This window comes from Citrobacter sp. Cf125 (genome assembly GCF_030333935.1).
In the GTDB taxonomy this organism is placed as follows: domain Bacteria; phylum Pseudomonadota; class Gammaproteobacteria; order Enterobacterales; family Enterobacteriaceae; genus Citrobacter; species Citrobacter freundii.
This window is the reverse complement of the sequence record NZ_JAOWEY010000023.1, coordinates 299,601-318,409: the sequence shown is the minus strand read 5'-3', so window position 1 is coordinate 318,409 and position 18,809 is coordinate 299,601. Positions and strand designations below refer to the sequence as shown.

The following is an 18,809-nucleotide window of genomic DNA, read 5'->3' as shown; positions in this document are numbered from 1 at the left end:
ACGCTATCCTGGTTAATCGTTTGACGATGAATTCCCCGGCTCTGTCAGCGTCGAAACGGAATGGCGACGCACCAGAGTTGGGTTAAAAACGTGGGTAATTTCAGGCACGGGGCGCTTCTCCGCCAGCGCGAGCGCCAGTTCGGCAGCCTGGGTTGCCATCGTCACGATCGGATAGCGCACCGTGGTCAGACGCGGGCGCACGTAGCGGGAAACCAGCACATCATCAAAACCAATCAGCGAGATTTCTCCCGGTACATCAATGCCGTTATCATTTAATACGCCCATGGCACCAGCCGCCATTGAGTCGTTGTAGCAGGCTACCGCAGTGAAGTTTTTGCCACGACCAAGTAACTCGGTCATCGCCTGTTCACCGCCGCTTTCATCCGGTTCACCAAACGTTACCAGGCGATCGCTGACCGGTATATTGCTCTCTGCCAGCGCGTCGTAATAGCCTTGCAGACGATCTTCCGCATCTGAAATTGTGTGATTGGAGCACAGATAGCCAATGCGTGTATGGCCCTGTTGAATGAGGTGGCGGGTCGCCAGCCATGCGCCGAAACGGTCATCAAGGGCAACGCAGCGTTGTTCGAATCCTGGCAGAATTCGGTTAATTAATACCATGCCGGGGATTTGCTTCATTAGTGATGCCAGCTCAGCATCCGGGATGATTTTTGCGTGGACAACAAGGGCTGCGCAGCGGTGGCGAATGAGCTGTTCAATCGCCTGTCGTTCCTTCTGTTCGTTATGGTAGCCGTTGCCAATCAGTAAAAAATTACCGGTGTTATAGGCCACCTGCTCGACAGCTTTAACCATTGCCCCAAAGAATGGATCGGACACATCACCAACTACCAGACCGATGGTCTCTGTGGATTGTTGTGCCAGCGCACGCGCGTTGGCGTTGGGGTGGTAGCTGAGTGATTCCATTGCACTCGTTACAGCCAGGCGCGATGCTTCGCTGGCTTTAGGGGAATCATTAATCACTCGAGAAACGGTGGCGACTGATACACCTGCTAGTCGGGCTACATCCTTTATGGTCGCCATGATAGTACCTGTTGTGGGTAAACGCTTACATTCCGTCAGTGTTACGGAAAATGGCTGGCTGTTCAAGCAGATTGCCCGTCAGAACGTCGCAAATGTGAGCGCACACGAGCGAAGTAAGACAGAAAATAGAAAATGCTAATTTTTGCTTACACTTTGCGATGTGCTGTTGCGATTGTTCGCTGGTGAGGGAACTGAGCAGATTGCTAGAGTTGAGATCCCAGAGGTATTGATAGGTGAAATCAACTTTCGGGTTGATCACTAGAATTACACCAGCCTGCGCAGATGCGCAGGTTTTTTTTTACCTTCAGCCTATCTGTAACAGTAACCGATAATTTACACAACTCGTTGCATTTGGGTTCATTCCTTTGCGTTTTCGCACTGGCGTATCTGGCTGCTGACGACCACAATCAAGATCCCAGAGGTATTGATTGGTGAGATTATTCGGTACGCACTTCGTACCTGTCTCTTGCACCAACCTGCGCGGATGCGCAGGTTTTTTTTCGAATTGTATTTAACAGTTACCTGTCGCGCCTATTCCCCAACTCGTATACTCTCCCACCATTGATGTTTATATAATTAATGGCACAGGGAGTTGAGATGCTATTTGGCTTTTTTCGTAATCTGTTTCGCGTGCTTTTCCGCGTTCGCGTCACGGGCGATGTCAGCGCGCTACAGGGAGAACGCGTTCTAATCACTCCCAACCATGTTTCATTTATAGACGGCATCCTGTTGGCGCTCTTTTTACCGATTCGTCCCGTCTTCGCTGTTTACACCTCGATCAGCCAGCAATGGTATATGCGCTGGCTAACCCCGCTGATTGATTTCGTTCCGTTAGATCCAACCAAACCGATGTCGATTAAACATCTGGTTCGTCTGGTCGAACAGGGCCGCCCGGTGGTTATCTTCCCGGAAGGACGTATTTCGACCACTGGTTCGTTGATGAAAATCTATGACGGTGCCGGGTTTGTCGCCGCTAAGTCGGGAGCGACGGTCGTACCTGTGCGCATTGAGGGCGCAGAGCTTTCCCGCTTTAGCCGCCTGAAAGGTTTGGTTAAACAGCGATTCTTCCCGCGCATCCGCTTACACATCCTACCGCCGACACAACTGCCGATGCCGGAAGCACCGCGAGCTCGCGATCGCCGTAAAATCGCCGGAGAGATGCTACATCAAATTATGATGGAAGCACGCATGGCGGTTCGTCCGCGTGAGACGCTCTACGAGTCGCTGCTGGCGGCGAAATACCGTTTTGGCGCAGGCAAAAACTGCATTGAAGATATTAATTTCACTCCGGACAGCTACCGTAAACTGCTGACGAAAACGCTGTTTGTCGCGCGTATTCTGGAAAAATACAGCACCGAGGGTGAAAGAATCGGCCTGATGCTGCCAAATGCGGGAATCAGCGCGGCGGTCATTTTTGGCGCCATTGCGCGTCGACGCATTCCAGCCATGATGAACTACACCGCGGGTGTGAAAGGATTAACCAGCGCCATTACTGCGTCTGAAATAAAGACGATCTTCACATCCCGACAGTTTCTCGATAAAGGCAAACTCTGGCATTTACCGGAACAGCTCACCCAGGTGCGTTGGGTGTATCTGGAAGACTTGAAAGCTGATGTGACCTTTAGCGATAAGCTGTGGATTTTCTCACATCTGCTGGCACCGCATCTGGCGCAGGTGAAGCAGCAGCCGGAAGACGCTGCGGTGATCCTCTTTACCTCCGGTTCAGAAGGCCATCCGAAAGGCGTGGTTCACAGTCATAAAAGCATTCTGGCGAACGTTGAGCAGATTAAAACGATTGCCGATTTCACCGCCGATGACCGCTTTATGTCGGCGCTGCCGCTGTTCCACTCCTTTGGGCTAACGGTGGGATTATTCACGCCGCTACTGACTGGCGCAGAAGTGTTTCTTTATCCCAGCCCGCTGCATTACCGCATTGTGCCAGAGCTGGTATACGACCGGAACTGCACCGTGTTGTTTGGTACGTCAACGTTCCTCGGCAACTACGCGCGTTTCGCGCATCCATACGATTTCCATCGCCTGCGCTATGTGGTTGCGGGAGCGGAAAAACTGCAGGACAGCACAAAGCAACTGTGGCAGGAGAAATTTGGCCTGCGTGTCCTTGAGGGCTATGGGGTGACGGAATGTGCGCCGGTGGTGTCGATTAACGTACCGATGGCGGCAAAATCGGGAACGGTAGGGCGCATCTTGCCTGGTATGGATGCTCGACTGTTGGCCGTTCCGGGAATTGAGGACGGTGGGCGTTTACAGCTGAAAGGCCCTAATATTATGAGCGGCTATTTGCGCGTCGAAAAACCTGGGGTGCTGGAGGTGCCAACGGCAGAGAATGCGCAAGGTGAGATTGAGCGCGGCTGGTATGACACCGGTGACATCGTGCGCTTTGATGAAAACGGCTTTGTACAGATTCAGGGGCGCGCTAAGCGTTTTGCTAAAATTGCCGGAGAGATGGTGTCGCTGGAAATGGTTGAGCAACTGGCGTTGGCGGTATCAGCAGACAAAATGCATGCCACGGCGATCAAGAGCGATGCCAGCAAAGGTGAGGCGCTGGTGCTGTTTACCACCGATAGCGAACTCACGCGTGAAAAACTACAGCAGTATGCGCGGGCGCACGGCGTACCTGAACTCGCCGTACCGCGTGATATACGCCACCTGAAGCAACTCCCATTACTCGGCAGCGGTAAGCCGGATTTTGTTACGCTGAAAAGCTGGGTCGATGAGCCGGAAAAACAACATGAGTGAGTCAGTGCACACTAACACGTCAATCTGGTCCAAAGGGATGATGTCCGTTATCGCCGCGCAGTTTCTGTCTGCGTTTGGCGATAACGCGTTGCTGTTTGCTACGCTGGCGTTGCTGAAGGAGCAATTTTATCCGGACTGGAGCCAGCCTATCCTGCAAATGGTGTTTGTGGGTGCTTACATTTTGTTTGCGCCGTTTGTTGGACAGGTGGCGGATAGCTTTGCCAAAGGCAGAGTGATGATGTTCGCGAACTCCCTGAAACTGCTGGGTGCGGCAAGTATTTGCTTCGGCATTAATCCGTTTCTCGGGTATACGCTAGTGGGGATTGGCGCGGCGGCGTATTCACCGGCCAAGTATGGCATTCTCGGTGAACTGACCACCGGCGACAAACTGGTGAAAGCCAACGGCCTGATGGAAGCTTCCACCATTGCCGCGATTTTGCTCGGTTCTGTCGCCGGCGGCGTTCTGGCCGACTGGCACGTGATTGCCGCGCTTTCTGCCTGTGCGCTGGCCTATGCTGGCGCAGTGGTCGCTAACCTGTATATCCCGAAACTGGCCGCGGCTCGCCCTGGCCAGTCCTGGCATCTGGGGAAAATGACGCGCAGTTTCTTCTGTGCCGCCTCTTCGCTGTGGCGCAACGGTGAAACACGCTTCTCGTTGGTGGGAACCAGCCTTTTTTGGGGGGCGGGCGTTACGCTGCGTTTTCTGCTGGTACTGTGGGTTCCGGTGGCGCTCGGCATCACCGATAACGCCACGCCGACCTATCTCAATGCCATGGTAGCGATCGGGATTGTCGTCGGCGCGGGGGCGGCTGCGAAGCTGGTGACGCTGGAAACCGTGTCGCGCTGTATGCCTGCGGGGATCCTGATTGGCGTCGTGGTGCTGATTTTTTCTCTTCAACATTCGCTGCTTCCGGCCTACGCATTGCTGATGCTTATCGGCGTGTGTGGTGGGTTCTTTGTGGTGCCGCTGAATGCGTTACTGCAGGAGCGGGGTAAGAAAAGCGTCGGCGCAGGTAATGCGATTGCGGTGCAGAACCTGGGTGAAAACAGCGCGATGCTACTGATGCTGGGTATTTACTCACTGGCGGTGCTGGTGGGGATCCCGGCGGTAGCGATTGGTATTGGGTTCGGTGCGCTGTTTGCGCTGGCGATTGCGGCGCTGTGGATTTGGCAGCGCCGCCATTAGTCTGTTATATGCTGTTGCAATCAGGCCTACAGGGAACGCTGTCTGTAGGCCTGATAAGCGCAGCGCCATCAGACGCTAAATGTTAAGGTGCAGGATAGGTATACACCTGATGCACCGCTTCAATCTCTGCCAGCACTTCCTCGCTCAACTCCAGATGCAGACTTTCAACGTTGGTTTTTAGCTGCTCCATGGTCGTGGCGCCCAGCAAAGTGCTGGCGACAAACGGCTGACGACGCACGAATGCCAGCGCCATTTGCGCAGGATCCAGATTATGGCGTTTCGCGATATCCACATAGGCCGCAACGGCTTTCTGCGTCTGCTCGCCGCTGTAGCGCGTGAAACGGCTAAACAGCGTATTGCGTGCACCGGTAGGTTTCGCGCCGTTCAGGTATTTCCCGGTTAATGTACCGAAGCCCAGGCAAGAGTATGCCAGCAGCTCAACGCCTTCATACTGGCTCACTTCTGCCAGTCCAACCTCAAAGCTGCGGTTCAGCAGGCTGTAGGGGTTCTGGATGGTGGCGATGCGTGGCAGATCGTGTTTGTCCGCCAGGTGCAGATAGCGCATCACGCCAAAAGCGGTTTCATTAGAAACGCCGATGTAGCGAATTTTCCCGGCGCGCTGAAACTCTGCCAATGCGTCCAGCGTGTCCAGCAGGGAAACGACCGGCGCGGAGTCTGTCCAGCTGTAGCCTAACTTACCAAAGCAGTTGGTCGGGCGCTGCGGCCAGTGAACCTGATACAGATCCAGGTAATCGGTTTGCAGTCTTTTCAGGCTGTCGTGCAGCGCTTCACGGATATTTTTACGATCCAGCGCCTGATTCGGGCGGATGCCGCTGTCGTTGTTGCGTGATGGTCCACTGACCTTAGAAGCGACGATCAGCTTTTCGCGGCTGCCGTGTTTGGCGAGCCAGTTACCTACGTAGGTTTCGGTGAGACCCTGGGTTTCAGGACGCGGCGGTACCGGATACATCTCGGCAACGTCGATCAAATTAATGCCCTGTGCTACGGCATAATCGAGCTGTGCATGTGCGTCGGCTTCGCTGTTTTGTTCACCAAACGTCATTGTGCCCAGCCCCAGTGTACTGACTTCCAGCGAGCTGTGGGGTATACGGTGATATTGCATAGCCGTTTCCTTTTTATAATCACGACATAAGGATTATAAAAATGGCTGAGGGAAGCGAAAAAGGGAAGTAAAATTGTTAAGGCCAGCGCGCTGCTGACCTCAACCATCAGCGTTCAATGATTTGGGATACATCATCGCGGTTAATCTGCATCGCATTGCCCTGCTGGTCGTGATAGCTCACCAGACCGGTATCATCGTCAATTTCTGGTTTTCCATCGGTCAGGATCATTCGACCATCTTTTGTCGCCATTACATAATCGCTGCTGCATCCGGAAACGGCAAAAGCCAGTCCTACGGCGGAAATCAAAACTGCCCATTTTTTCATCTGCTTATCCTCACATGGCCTGCGTCTGACAATAGTTTAGTAATAACGCGAAGTTGTGCAGGGTGAAAGCAGTAAAATCTTAAACTGTGAGAAGGGGTAGGTGTGGTGGGCATTCGCTCCCCTTGCAGGGAGCGATGGATTTCATCAGAGCGGATTTTTTTTATTACGCCACAGGTTCAGGGTCTCTACCGCGATAGAGAAGAACATGGCGAAATAGATATATCCTTTCGGAACGTGGACGTCGAAACTTTCCAGAATCAGCGTAAAACCGACCAGAATCAGGAACGAGAGCGCCAGCATTTTTACTGAAGGGTGGCGATCGACAAACTCACCAATTGGGCGAGCAGCAAACATCATCACGCCTACGGCAATCACTACTGCCGCCATCATGATAAACAGATGATCGGACAAACCAACCGCAGTAATCACGGAATCCAGACTGAAGATAATGTCTAACAACATGATCTGCACAATCGCGCCCAGGAAAGAAGATACGCGGGTTTTTAACCCCTCTTCCTCACCTTCAATGGATTCGTGGATCTCCTTGCTGGCTTTCCAGATCAGGAACAATCCCCCCAGCAGAAGGATCAGGTCGCGTGCTGATATCGCCTCGCCAAACAACTCGAATAGCGGGTTTGTCAGGCGCGTTACCCAGGCGATAGAAGCCAGCAGTGCCAGACGCATGATCATCGCCGCCGCCAGCCCAATACGTCGGGCATGATTGCGTTGCGCTGTCGGGAGTTTGGCTACAACCAGAGAAAGGAAAATAATATTGTCGATCCCAAGAACGATCTCCAGCAGCGTCAGCGTACCGAGCGCAAGCCAGGCGTTAGGATCGGTTATCCATGCAAATAACATCGAACAAAGTCCTGCCAAAAAAAAGAAGCGGTAATTATAGGCCCGTAACGCGGCGGGTGAAAGGCCGGGCGGTGCCTATTGCGCCTGGAACAAGAAATGTCGCTCAAGCAATGCGCGGGTGAAGTTCTTTTTCAGGTAAAAGCCGCGTGGCAGGGTCAGGATGGGCTCGCCGTTGGCGCCAATGGCCTCGGTAAGCGCGCGGGCGTTGGCGGCTTTAGGACGCAGTTGCAGTACTTCCCCATGGCGAGCAGTGATGCGTTCGACATGACCTAACACAATCATGTCCATTAATTCTTCCCAGTCCAGACGCAATTGCTGGTCCTCTTCTTCATTCGGGCTCCACAGCAGGGGAGAGCCGACGCGGCGCTCAGCCAGCGGGATGCTGCGTTCGCCTTCTACCGGGATCCACAGAACGCGTTTGAGTTTGTGCCGTACATGGCTGGTTTCCCAGGTGACGCCGGTATTGCCGGTTAACGGTGCCACGCACACAAAGGTGGTTTCCAGCGGTCTGCCAAGACTGTCCACAGGGATCGTTTTCAGCTCCACGCCCAGCGCCGCAAAATCCTGCTCTGGTTTACTGCCCGCGCTGGCACCGAGCCAGATTTCCAGTAGCACGCCAATCCAGCCTTTATCGCGCTTAAGATCCTTCGGCGTAACGATTCCCGCCATTGCCGCTAATTCTCCTAACGCGTAGCCCGAAAGCTGTCGTGCCTGGCTCAGCAACTGGGCTTCAGATTCAGGGGGAGAAAGCAACGGACGGAGTTCTGGCATCGGGTTAACCCTTAGGTGAAAAAATAAGCAATGATTTTATACCGTGTGGACAGAGTTTATCTTTTTCCACATGCTTTATTCAATTATATGATTTATATTGGTTTTTAGATTCACGTTTGCAGAGTTGCGCAACAGCGAAGCGGGTTTTCCAATTCTGGTCACTGACAATGAACAGGATCTTACACCATGTTATCCACAGAAAGATGGGATAACTGTGAAAAACCCCCACTACTGTTTCAATTTACAGCCTTGACGTGCGACGAAAATCGAATTTTCACACAAATTGTGCCTAACTTATTGGCATAATCTGTGGATAAAACCGACGCTGGTCGATCTTTCATCAGCGTGAAGATCGTATGAGTGATGTACATCACATTTCTGTGTGTTTATCTGCGTGGATCAGTTTTAACTTTATGAATGTATAAGACTATTTTTACTCTGTGACGAATGTCTTATTCGGACTGTTCTGGGTTTTCCCATAGTAATTCCGTACTTCTTCACAACTATATCCACAGAAAAGGTGAATAAAATCGCCTTGCTTGCCCTTCTTCTGTTTATAACTCGGCCTTTAACTGTGAGTTATTCAATTGTTATTAGAATATCGCACCCTTAACAGAGTGGTTTACCGCCCCTCAGGAGTGTGAAACAATCGTTTGTATATAAGGTTTATGTTGAGGTAGTCCGGTGATTGATGACGATGGCTACCGCCCGAATGTAGGGATAGTAATTTGTAACCGCCAGGGGCAGGTCATGTGGGCCCGGCGATTTGGTCAGCACTCCTGGCAATTTCCACAAGGTGGGATCAACGCAGGAGAGACAGCAGAGCAGGCGATGTACCGGGAACTCTTTGAAGAAGTGGGTCTCAGTCGTAAAGATGTACGGATCCTTGCTTCTACTCGTAACTGGTTGCGTTACAAGTTACCGAAACGTTTGGTGCGTTGGGACACGAAGCCGGTTTGTATCGGCCAGAAACAAAAATGGTTTCTTCTGCAATTGGTCAGCAGCGATGCTGAAATCAATATGCAAACCAGCAGTACACCTGAGTTCGACGGCTGGCGCTGGGTGAGTTACTGGTATCCGGTTCGACAGGTGGTGTCATTTAAACGCGATGTCTATCGCAGGGTGATGAAAGAATTCGCAAGTGTTGTCATGGCGCTTCAGGAGAGCACTCCTAAGCCGCAAAGCACACCTGCGTACAGACGTAAAAGAGGTTAAGCTACGCAAATTATGCTCACCCGCCTGCGCGAAATAGTCGAAAAGGTGGCCAGTGCTCCGCGTCTGAATGAAGCGCTGAATATACTGGTTACCGACATCTGTCTTGCGATGGATACAGAGGTCTGTTCGGTTTATCTGGCCGATCACGATCGACGTTGTTATTACCTCATGGCGACCCGGGGACTGAAAAAACCACGTGGTCGCACTGTCGCACTCGCGTTTGATGAAGGTATCGTTGGCCTGGTTGGCAGGCTGGCGGAACCTATCAACCTCGCCGATGCGCAAAAACATCCCAGCTTTAAATACATTCCTTCGGTAAAAGAAGAGCGTTTTCGTGCATTCTTAGGCGTACCGATCATTCAGCGTCGCCAGCTTTTAGGTGTACTGGTGGTGCAGCAGCGTGAACTGCGTCAGTACGATGAAAGTGAAGAGTCTTTCCTCGTCACGCTCGCCACGCAAATGGCGGCCATACTTTCGCAGTCGCAGCTAAACGCGCTGTTCGGTCAATACCGGCAAACGCGCATCCGTGCATTGCCTGCCGCCCCCGGCGTGGCAATAGCTGAAGGCTGGCAGGATGCGACGCTACCGCTGATGGAGCAGGTCTATCAGGCTTCAACGCTGGATCCGGTGCTTGAGCGCGAGCGACTGACCGGTGCGTTGGAAGAGGCGGCGAACGAATTCCGCCGCTATAGCAAGCGTTTTACCGCTGGGGCGCAGAAAGAAACGGCGGCGATCTTTGATCTTTACTCGCACTTGCTTTCCGATACCCGTCTGCGCCGCGAGCTGTTTGCGGAAGTGGATAACGGTTCGGTGGCCGAGTGGGCGGTTAAAACGATCATCGAAAAGTTTGCCGAACAATTTGCCGCGCTTAGCGATAACTACCTCAAAGAGCGGGCCGGAGATTTACGCGCGCTCGGCCAGCGTCTGCTGTTCCACCTTGACGACTCTATCCAGGGGCCGAATGCCTGGCCGGAACGCTTCGTGCTGGTGGCGGATGAACTTTCGGCGACCACGCTGGCGGAGCTTCCTCAGGACCGGTTAGTCGGCGTGGTTGTCCGGGACGGTGCAGCCAACTCTCATGCGGCAATTATGGTTCGTGCGCTGGGTATCCCTACCGTTATGGGGGCCGATATCCAGCCGTCGGTGCTGCATCGCCGCACGCTGGTGGTGGACGGTTATCGCGGTGAACTGCTGGTCGATCCGGAACCGGTATTGATTCAGGAATACCAGCGTCTTATCAGTGAAGAAATTGAGCTGAGCCGCCTGGCGGAAGACGACGTCAACCAGCCAGCACAGTTGAAAAGCGGCGAGCGCGTGAAGGTGATGCTCAATGCGGGTCTCAGCCCGGAACATGAAGAAAAGCTGGGTAGCAGGATCGACGGTATTGGCCTGTATCGCACCGAAATCCCGTTCATGCTGCAAAGCGGTTTTCCTTCGGAAGAAGAACAGGTTGCGCAGTATCAGGGCATGCTGCAAATGTTTAACGACAAGCCGGTGACCCTACGTACGCTGGATGTCGGTGCCGATAAACAGCTGCCCTACATGCCGATCAGTGAAGAGAACCCGTGCCTTGGCTGGCGGGGGATCCGCATAACGCTCGATCAACCAGAGATCTTTTTGATCCAGGTTCGCGCCATGCTGCGTGCCAACGCGGCAACCGGTAACCTCAGCATTTTGCTGCCGATGGTAACCAGCATTGATGAAGTGGACGAAGCGCGACGTTTGATTGAACGCGCCGGACGCGAAGTGGAGGAGATGATCGGTTACGAGATCCCGAAACCGCGCATTGGCATCATGCTGGAAGTTCCGTCGATGGTGTTCATGCTGCCGCATCTGACAAACCGGATTGACTTTATCTCGGTCGGAACCAACGATCTTACCCAGTACATACTGGCCGTCGATCGTAACAACACACGGGTAGCCAGCATTTATGACAGTCTGCATCCGGGGATGTTACGTGCGCTGGCGATGATTGCGCAGGAAGCCGAAAGAAGCGGTATCGATTTACGCCTGTGCGGTGAAATGGCGGGCGACCCGATGTGCGTGGCTATTCTGATCGGCCTGGGTTTCCGTCATTTGTCGATGAACGGTCGTTCTGTCGCTCGCGTTAAATATCTGCTGCGTCATATCGATTTTGATGAGGCGCAAACGCTGGCGCAGCGCAGCCTGGAAGCGCAGATGGCGGCTGAGGTACGCCATCAGGTAGCGGCCTTTATGGAGCGCCGCGGCATGGGGGGATTGATTCGCGGGGGATTGTAGGCCTGATAAGCGTAGCGTCATCAGGCATTACGGGGTAAAGATTACTTATACAGATCTTTTACATCTTCCCGGCATCCGCTTCTAACCCCTTGTGCTATCATTCGCACCTTTGGAGCGCCTGCATTATGCAGGCGCGCTTATCAATTGCTGTCTGACTTCAGCGAAATAACAAGAACTTGTGGTGACAGATGACCAGTAGCTATCTGCATTTTCCGGATTTCGATCCGGTCATTTTCTCAATCGGACCCGTCGCGCTTCACTGGTACGGCTTAATGTATTTGGTGGGGTTTATTTTTGCGATGTGGCTGGCGACGCGCCGCGCTAATCGCCCGGGCAGTGGCTGGACCAAAAATGAAGTAGAAAACTTACTGTATGCGGGCTTCCTCGGGGTTTTCCTCGGTGGGCGTATTGGTTACGTACTGTTCTATAACTTCGAGTTATTCCTCGATAATCCCCTGTATCTGTTCCGCGTCTGGGACGGCGGTATGTCCTTCCACGGTGGACTTATCGGTGTGATCCTGGTGATGATTATCTTCGCCAAACGCACCAAACGTTCGTTCTTCCAGGTTTCTGATTTCATTGCCCCGCTGATTCCGTTTGGTCTGGGTGCAGGGCGTCTGGGTAACTTTATCAATGGTGAGCTGTGGGGACGCGTTGACCCGAACTTCAAGTACGCCATGCTGTTCCCGGGCTCCCGTACCGAAGATATTTTACTGCTGCAATCTAACCCGCAATGGCAGTCTATTTTTGATACCTACGGCTCGCTGCCGCGCCACGCCTCACAGCTTTATGAGATGGCGCTCGAGGGTGTTGTGCTGTTTATCATTCTCAACCTGTACATTCGTAAGCCGCGTCCAATGGGCTCGGTATCCGGTCTGTTCCTGATTGGTTATGGCGCGTTTCGTATTATCGTTGAATTCTTCCGCCAGCCGGATGCGCAGTTTACTGGCACCTGGGTACAGTACATCAGCATGGGGCAGATCCTCTCTATCCCGATGATTGTCGCAGGCATTATTATGATGGTTTGGGCGTACCGCCGCAGCCCACAGCAACACGTTTCCTGAGGAACCATGAAACAGTATTTAGAACTGATGCAAAAAGTGCTGGATGAAGGCACACAGAAAAACGACCGTACCGGAACCGGAACGCTTTCCATTTTTGGTCATCAGATGCGTTTTAATCTGCAGGAAGGGTTCCCGCTGGTTACGACGAAACGCTGCCATTTACGCTCGATCATTCATGAGCTGCTGTGGTTTTTGCAGGGCGACACTAACGTTGCCTATCTGCATGAAAACAACGTCTCAATCTGGGACGAATGGGCGGATGAAAACGGTAATTTAGGCCCGGTTTATGGTAAACAGTGGCGCGCGTGGCCTACGCCAGATGGTCGCCATATTGACCAGATCACCACCGTGTTAAACCAGCTTAAAAATGACCCGGACTCTCGCCGCATTATCGTTTCTGCATGGAACGTCGGTGAGCTGGATAAAATGGCGCTGGCACCGTGCCATGCGTTCTTCCAGTTTTACGTCGCGGATGGCAAGCTCTCCTGTCAGCTGTATCAGCGTTCGTGCGATGTGTTCCTCGGCCTGCCGTTTAACATTGCCAGCTACGCTTTGCTGGTACACATGATGGCGCAGCAGTGTGATCTGGAAGTGGGTGATTTTGTCTGGACCGGTGGCGACACGCACTTGTACAGCAATCATATGGATCAAACGCATCTGCAGCTTAGCCGTGAACCTCGCGCGTTGCCGAAACTGGTTATCAAACGTAAGCCTGAATCTATCTTTGACTATCGCTTCGAAGACTTCGAAATTGAAGGCTACGATCCGCACCCGGGTATTAAAGCGCCGGTGGCTATCTAACCAGCTTCATGCTGACACAACCGACGCCCGTGAGCGTCGGTTTTTTTTGTCTAAAATCACGTTCTTCGGCCAACATTCCTGAAATAGTGCAACGGTCTGCAACGCGACAAATATTTCCCGTAGCTCGCCGTAGAAACCGAATTTCCCGCTCGTTATTCATTTTCCTCACGCCATACTGGCGACATGAAAAAACAACAAGGTTACACGCTTCTCGAAACCCTGATTGCGATGCTGATCGTCGCGGCGCTTGGTGCATCTGGGCTGTATGGTTGGCAGCGCTGGCAGCAGCAACAGCGGCTGTGGCAGACCGCCTGCCAGGTGCGGGACTACCTGCTGCAACTGCGTGAAGATGCTAACTGGCGCAATCGTGATCACGTCATCAACGTGCTCCGCGAAGGGGGGACATGGTGTCTGGCAAGCTCAGCGACATCACAAGCTTCGTGTCAGCCTGTTTCACCGTTGATATTTGCGCCACTCTGGGCTGATGTCGAAATGGCTGATATCACGCCTTCACTGGCTTTTTTTGGACTGCGCAATACGGCATGGGCCGGACATATACGCCTGAAAAATGCGGCAGGGGAATGGCGCGTGGTGGTGTCTGGCTGGGGGCGAATCAGGCTTTGTGAGCGCGATGAGGCCAGATTATGTCAGTAAACGAACGGGGATTTTCACTGCTGGAGGTGCTCATTGCCATGGCGATTAGCAGTATTTTATTACTTAGTTCAGCACGATTTTTACCGGCGCTACAGCGAGAGATTCTGCGTAACACGCGCCAGTTAGCGCTGGAAGATGAAATATGGCAGCGGGCCTACACCGTGGCGAAGCATCTTCAACGGGCGGGGTATTGCCGGGGAAACTGTGACGGAGAGGGACTGGTGATATCGGCTAAGGGGGACTGTGTCATTGCACGCTGGGATGCCAACGGCAACGGCGTTTGGGAGAGCAGTTCCGCGAAAGAGGCTGATGCTATCGGGTTTCGTTTACAGGACAAGGTATTGGAAACCCTGCGTGGAGCCACCGGTTGCACTGGAAAAGGATGGGAGAAAATGACCGATCAGACTACCATCCAGATTCAGGCATTCCAGGTTGAACGGCTGAATTTTAGCGGATATTCCCCGCTTCTTACGCTGCGTTTGCGTGGAGTGAGCAATGACGAACCACAAAAAGTTGTTGAAGCGGTCTACAGCGTTACGGGATTTAACCTGTGAACCGTGAGCGAGGCGTATCCTCTCTGGCAATGGTCCTGTTGCTACTGGTGCTCGGTAGTCTGCTGCTGCAAGGCGTTAGCAGACAGGAGGCTAGTTTTGCTGCGCGTGTGGTCACACAAAGTCAGGCGCTGCAGCGTCAGGCGGTAGTGCAATCCGCGATGGAATGGGGGCGTATACAACCCTGGCGCTTACAACCCGTCGTACAGTGTCGGCGCGATCCCACGCAGAATGCCGCGGTTTGCCTGCGCCTGCTTACCAATAATTTCGTGCTGCTAATCGCCCACTATGAAGGAGTATTTTTATGGCGTCAGGGGGCGGTTATTGATGGCAACATAGAATTCTCGGCGCATGGCTGGAGCGATTTTTGTCCGCTTAAGGAGCAGACGTTATGCCAGATCCCCTGAACAGTCAGCGTGGCTTTAGTCTGCCGGAAGTTATGCTGGCAATGGTACTGATGATCATGATTGTGACCGCGTTGTCAGGATACCAGCGGGTGCTAATGAACAGCTTTATTATCAGAAACCAGTATCAACAACTCTGGCGTCACGCCTGGCAGCAAAGCCAGCTGTACCAGTTTTCATCGCCTGTGAACTGGCAGGTTAACCGAATGCAGACAACGAGAGCGGGATGTGTCAGCATCAACGTCATAATTTCTTCACCCCTCGGCAGGCAGGGTCAGATGACGCGTCTGCATTGCCCGAATCGTCAGTAGTCAGGAGTCGCTATGTTAAGGGTCTACCACTCCAACCGTCTGGATGTGCTGGAAGCGTTAATGGAGTTTATCGTTGAGCGCGAGCGGCTGGACGACCCCTTTGAGCCTGAGATGATCCTGGTTCAAAGTACCGGTATGGCGCAGTGGTTACAAATGACTCTTGCACAGAAGTTTAGTATTGCCGCCAATATCGATTTTCCGCTGCCCGCGAGTTTTATCTGGGATATGTTTGTGCGCGTGCTGCCGGATATCCCGAAAGAGAGCGCGTTCAGCAAACAGAGCATGAGCTGGAAGTTGATGACGCTGTTGCCGCAATTACTGGATGGCGATGACTTTGCATTGCTGCGCCAGTATCTGACGGACGACACCGATAAACGTAAGCTTTTTCAGCTTTCCTCGCGCGCGGCTGACCTTTTCGACCAGTATTTAGTCTACCGCCCTGACTGGTTGACCCAGTGGGAAGCGGGGCGACTGGTTGAGGGACTCGGCGAGTCTCAGGCCTGGCAGGCACCGTTGTGGAAAGCGCTGGTGGAATACACCGCGAAGTTGGGCCAGCCGCGTTGGCATCGTGCCAATTTATACCAACGATTTATTCAGACGTTGGAAAACGCGTCCGAGTGCCCGCAGGGACTGCCTTCTCGCGTCTTTATTTGCGGTATTTCGGCGCTGCCGCCGGTTTATTTGCAGGCATTGCAAGCGCTGGGTAAGCACATCGATATTCATCTGCTGTTTACCAACCCTTGTCGCTACTACTGGGGAGATATTAAAGATCCTGCCTGGCTGGCGAAGCTGATGGCGCGTCAGCGTCGGCACAGCTTTGAAGAACGGCACCTGCCGCTGTTTCGTGATAACCAGAAAGCCGAAGGATTATTTAACAGCGATGGCGAACAGGATGTGGGCAACCCGATGCTGGCCTCGTGGGGCAAACTGGGGCGTGATTACATTTATTTGCTTTCGGAGCTGGAAAATAGTCAGGAACTGGATGCGTTTGTCGACATTACGCCTGACAACCTTTTGCATAATATTCAATCGGATATTCTGGAACTCGAAAGCCATGCCGTGGCGGGCGTCACGCTAGAAGAATATTCCCGTAGTGACAATAAACGCCGGCTTGATCTGAACGATACCAGCGTGACTTTCCATGTCTGCCATAGCCCACAGCGCGAGGTGGAAATTCTGCATGACCGGCTGTTGGCCATGCTGGAAGCGGACCCAACGCTGACGCCGCGCGATATTATCGTGATGGTGGCGGACATCGACAGCTACAGCCCATTCATTCAGTCGGTCTTTGGCAGTGCACCAGCCGAGCGTTACTTACCTTATGCGATTTCCGACCGTCGGGCACGCCAGTCCCATCCCGTCTTACAGGCTTTTATTAGTCTGCTGTCTCTACCGGATAGCCGTTTTGTCTCAGAGGATGTCCTGGCGTTACTGGATGTCCCCGTGCTGGCGGCGCGTTTCAACATTGATGAAGAAGGGTTGCGCTATCTTCGCTTATGGGTCAATGAATCCGGGATTCGTTGGGGAATTGACGACGATAACGTGCGTGAACTGGAACTTCCGCCTACAGGTCAGCATACCTGGCAATTTGGTTTAACGCGTATGCTGCTCGGCTACGCGATGGAAAGCGCGCAGGGCGAGTGGCAATCGGTATTGCCTTACGATGAGTCCAGCGGTTTGATTGCCGAGCTGGTAGGACATCTGGCCTCGTTGCTGATGCAGCTTAATCTCTGGCGTAGAGGGTTAGCGCAGGAACGACCGCTGGAAGAGTGGCTACCTGTTTGTCGGGAAATGCTTAATGATTTCTTCCTGCCGGACGCGGATACCGAAGCGGCGATGACGCTGATTGAACAGCAGTGGCAGGCTATTATCACTGAAGGTTTAGGGGCCGAGTACGGCGATGCTATACCGCTCTCTCTGTTACGTGATGAGCTGGCCCAGCGCCTTGATCAGGAACGCATCAGCCAGCGCTTCCTGGCGGGTCCCGTTAACATTTGTACGCTGATGCCGATGCGCTCCATTCCGTTCAAAGTGGTGTGCCTGCTGGGTATGAACGATGGCGTTTATCCACGCCAGCTTGCGCCGCTGGGCTTTGATTTAATGAGTCAAAAACCGATGCGGGGCGATCGCAGCCGTCGTGATGATGACCGCTATCTGTTCCTCGAAGCATTGATTTCGGCACAGCAGACGCTCTACATCAGCTACATTGGCCGCTCGATCCAGGATAACAGCGAGCGCTTCCCGTCGGTGCTGGTGCAAGAACTGATGGACTACATTGGGCAAAGCCATTATCTGCCGGGTGACGAATTGTTGACCTGCGATCAAAGCGAGACAAGGGTAAAAGCGCACATTACCCGTTTGCATACCCGTATGCCCTTTGATGCGCAAAACTATCTACCAGGCGAACAGCAAAGCTATGCCCGGGAATGGCTACCTGCGGCGAGCCTGTCAGGAAAAGCGCACACGGATTTTGTGCAGCCTCTTCCTTTTGAAATGCCAGAAACGCTAACGCTGGAAACACTGCAGCGATTTTGGGCACATCCGGTACGCGCCTTTTTCCAGATGCGTCTGAGGGTCAACTTCCGTTCTGAAGAGAGTGAGATCCCGGACACGGAGCCTTTCACCCTTGAAGGATTAACCCGCTATCAGCTTAATCAGCAATTGCTTAATACACTGGTTGAAGAGAACGACGCTGAACGACTGTTCCGCCGTTTTCGTGCGGCGGGCACGCTACCCTATGGGCCGTTTGGCGAAATTCTGTGGGATACGCAGCGTCAGGAGATGCAGTCGCTGGCTGAGCGTATTATCGCCTGTCGTCAGCCCTGTCAGAGCATGGAAATCGATCTTAACTGTAACGGCGTACAAATCACCGGTTGGTTGCCGCAGGTACAAGAGGACGGTTTGTTGCGCTGGCGCCCATCTTTGATAAGCATTGCGCAGGGCGTGCAACTTTGGCTGGAACATCTTGTCTATTGTGCGAGTGGCGGTACGGGAGAGAGCCGATTATTCCTGCGTAAAGACGGGGAATGGCGTTTTCCGCCGCTGGATGCAGAACAGGCGTTGCTGTATCTGTCGCAACTCATTGAGGGGTATCGGGAAGGCATGTCGTCACCATTGCTGGTATTGCCCGAAAGCGGCGGTGCATGGATAAAAACCTGTTATGACGCCGCAAATGATGCCATGTTAGATGACGATGCAACGTTGCAAAAAGCGCGCAGTAAGTTTCTGCAAGCCTATGAAGGCAACATGATAGTACGTGGCGAAGGTGATGATATCTGGTATCAGCGTCTTTGGCGTCAACTGGATGCTGATACGCTGGAGACTATTGTTTTACAGTCTCAACGCTACCTGTTACCGATTTTTCGCTTCAATCAGTCATGACGGCTGTATAAAAATTGCGCAATTCGATAGCTTCCACTATGATGCGCATTCTGTCACGGACTGATTCTTACAAAGAGAAGATGCTGGCTCGTTCAGCACATAGTCTTG

The 18,809-nt window shown here is 53.0% G+C and carries 16 protein-coding genes; 11 read left to right on the top strand and 5 right to left on the bottom strand.

All coding sequences use genetic code 11. The features are described from left to right. Positions 1–12: 12 nt before the first annotated feature. The gene (gene galR / locus OGV89_RS11915) at positions 13–1,041 is read right to left on the bottom strand and encodes an HTH-type transcriptional regulator GalR (protein WP_003033945.1); all 1,029 of its coding nucleotides are present in this window, start codon (positions 1,039–1,041) and stop codon (positions 13–15) included. Between the two features lie 597 nt (positions 1,042–1,638). On the opposite strand from galR, the gene aas reads away from it, so the two are divergent. Together aas and lplT are read left to right on the top strand one after the other, a co-directional pair. Then, a complete protein-coding gene (gene aas, locus OGV89_RS11910) occupies positions 1,639–3,798 on the top strand; it encodes a bifunctional acyl-ACP--phospholipid O-acyltransferase/long-chain-fatty-acid--ACP ligase (protein WP_003033949.1) in 2,160 nt (719 codons plus the stop codon). Continuing rightward, positions 3,791–4,984, top strand: a complete 1,194-nt coding sequence (lplT, locus tag OGV89_RS11905) for a lysophospholipid transporter LplT (RefSeq protein WP_003033951.1) — start codon at positions 3,791–3,793, stop codon at positions 4,982–4,984. Before aas ends, lplT begins: the two co-directional genes overlap by 8 nt. Positions 4,985–5,066: 82 nt before the next feature. Here the strand turns inward: lplT and OGV89_RS11900 are convergent, their stop codons facing one another. The 4 genes from OGV89_RS11900 to mutH all read right to left on the bottom strand — a co-directional run bounded on the left by OGV89_RS11900 (position 5,067) and on the right by mutH (position 8,061). Beyond that, complete coding sequence (locus OGV89_RS11900; RefSeq protein WP_054528746.1) at positions 5,067–6,107, bottom strand: NADP(H)-dependent aldo-keto reductase; 1,041 nt, start codon at positions 6,105–6,107, stop codon at positions 5,067–5,069. A 106-nt stretch (positions 6,108–6,213) separates the two neighbouring features. Beyond that, complete coding sequence (gene ygdR / locus OGV89_RS11895) at positions 6,214–6,432, bottom strand: lipoprotein YgdR (protein ID WP_000758660.1); 219 nt, start codon at positions 6,430–6,432, stop codon at positions 6,214–6,216. Between the two features lie 144 nt (positions 6,433–6,576). Beyond that, positions 6,577–7,290, bottom strand: coding sequence for a TerC family protein (locus tag OGV89_RS11890; RefSeq protein WP_003033961.1), 714 nt, complete (start codon positions 7,288–7,290; stop codon positions 6,577–6,579). A gap of 75 nt (positions 7,291–7,365) precedes the next feature. Continuing rightward, entirely contained in the window at positions 7,366–8,061 is a 696-nt protein-coding gene (gene mutH / locus OGV89_RS11885) for a DNA mismatch repair endonuclease MutH (RefSeq protein ID WP_003840955.1), read from the bottom strand. Between the two features lie 684 nt (positions 8,062–8,745). Here mutH and rppH point away from each other — a divergent pair. From rppH to recC, 9 genes are all read left to right on the top strand, one after another. Then, a complete protein-coding gene (rppH, locus tag OGV89_RS11880; protein ID WP_003033982.1) occupies positions 8,746–9,276 on the top strand; it encodes an RNA pyrophosphohydrolase in 531 nt (176 codons plus the stop codon). Positions 9,277–9,288: 12 nt separating this feature from the next. Next, positions 9,289–11,535, top strand: coding sequence for a phosphoenolpyruvate--protein phosphotransferase (gene ptsP, locus OGV89_RS11875; RefSeq protein WP_003033984.1), 2,247 nt, complete (start codon positions 9,289–9,291; stop codon positions 11,533–11,535). A 188-nt stretch (positions 11,536–11,723) separates the two neighbouring features. Continuing rightward, positions 11,724–12,599 (top strand): prolipoprotein diacylglyceryl transferase, encoded by an 876-nt coding sequence (lgt, locus tag OGV89_RS11870; protein ID WP_003033987.1) that lies wholly within the window; start codon positions 11,724–11,726, stop codon positions 12,597–12,599. A 6-nt stretch (positions 12,600–12,605) separates the two neighbouring features. Then, positions 12,606–13,400 carry a thymidylate synthase gene (thyA, locus tag OGV89_RS11865; RefSeq protein ID WP_003033990.1) on the top strand — a complete coding sequence of 265 codons (795 nt, stop codon included), beginning with the start codon at positions 12,606–12,608 and terminating at the stop codon, positions 13,398–13,400. Between the two features lie 183 nt (positions 13,401–13,583). Next, on the top strand, positions 13,584–14,054 hold the full coding sequence (locus OGV89_RS11860; RefSeq protein ID WP_003033993.1) for a prepilin peptidase-dependent protein: 471 nt from the start codon (positions 13,584–13,586) through the stop codon (positions 14,052–14,054). Next, positions 14,045–14,608, top strand: coding sequence for a prepilin peptidase-dependent protein (locus OGV89_RS11855; protein WP_275183151.1), 564 nt, complete (start codon positions 14,045–14,047; stop codon positions 14,606–14,608). Before OGV89_RS11860 ends, OGV89_RS11855 begins: the two co-directional genes overlap by 10 nt. Further along, on the top strand, positions 14,605–15,012 hold the full coding sequence (locus tag OGV89_RS11850) for a DUF2509 family protein (protein ID WP_044713431.1): 408 nt from the start codon (positions 14,605–14,607) through the stop codon (positions 15,010–15,012). Before OGV89_RS11855 ends, OGV89_RS11850 begins: the two co-directional genes overlap by 4 nt. Further along, positions 14,997–15,320: a prepilin-type N-terminal cleavage/methylation domain-containing protein gene (locus OGV89_RS11845; RefSeq protein ID WP_003846470.1), complete on the top strand. Its 324-nt coding sequence runs from the start codon at positions 14,997–14,999 to the stop codon at positions 15,318–15,320. The genes OGV89_RS11850 and OGV89_RS11845 overlap by 16 nt, the downstream gene beginning before the upstream one ends. A 12-nt stretch (positions 15,321–15,332) precedes the next feature. After that, the gene (gene recC / locus OGV89_RS11840) at positions 15,333–18,701 is read left to right on the top strand and encodes an exodeoxyribonuclease V subunit gamma (RefSeq protein ID WP_286558678.1); all 3,369 of its coding nucleotides are present in this window, start codon (positions 15,333–15,335) and stop codon (positions 18,699–18,701) included. The last annotated feature ends 108 nt before the right edge of the window (positions 18,702–18,809 follow it).